The organism is Chryseobacterium sp. 2TAF14 (assembly GCF_052115105.1).
Classification (GTDB): domain Bacteria; phylum Bacteroidota; class Bacteroidia; order Flavobacteriales; family Weeksellaceae; genus Chryseobacterium.
The window spans coordinates 1-581 of the sequence record NZ_JBFRGA010000355.1 but is presented as its reverse complement, the minus strand read 5'-3'; the positions used below and the strand labels follow the sequence as shown (position 1 = coordinate 581).

The 581-nt window shown below is 29.5% G+C and carries 1 protein-coding gene; it reads left to right on the top strand.

All coding sequences use genetic code 11. From position 1 onward, the window contains the following. Window positions 1-218 precede the first annotated feature (218 nt). Window positions 219-536, top strand: a complete 318-nt coding sequence (locus tag AB4Y90_RS18155) for a hypothetical protein (protein WP_441558958.1) — start codon at window positions 219-221, stop codon at window positions 534-536. Window positions 537-581: the final 45 nt, after the last annotated feature.

Sequence of the window (581 nt, the reverse complement as noted above, 5' to 3'; positions counted from 1 at the left end):
CATAAAACATGGTGGAATGTYTTCTTTCATTACAAGCACGAATTGGTTTTTGAAGTCAGAGAAAAAGACGGTCACGGAATTCGGTGGAGTCACGGCGGAGAAAATCTGATTGGCTTTTTGGAGGGTTTTATTAATGAATGATTTGATACGTAAAAAGATTGCGTAGCGTTATAGTAATTTTGAAAATTTTTAAAACCTGACTTTTTAAATAATAACAGATGAAAAATATTTACAATAAAGGAACTTTTAGAAGCTTTGAATATGGTAAAATCGGACCTTATTTAAAAAAGCAAGGAAATAAAAAATGGAGGAGAACTGAAAAATTAGAAATAGAGAATCAGCTTAATGAAACCTTTAAATTTTTTAAACAAAGAAGAAAAAAGCGAAAAATAATCTGGGCTAAAATCACAAGAGAAATTGACGGCAGAACCTATTCTGATTACAGAAGTTTTTATTCAGAAAAAGCTTTTAAAGACTCAATCAAAAGAGCATTTGTAACGAGATATTTTTTAATAAAAAATACAAACAAAAAATGAACACATTTATCGACATTGGCATCAATTATCGACATTGGCATCAAT

Coding starts and splice junctions, on each gene's coding strand:
- AB4Y90_RS18155 (WP_441558958.1), top strand. CDS start 219: ATGAAAAATATTTACAATAAAGGAACTTTTAGAAGCTTTGAATATGGT.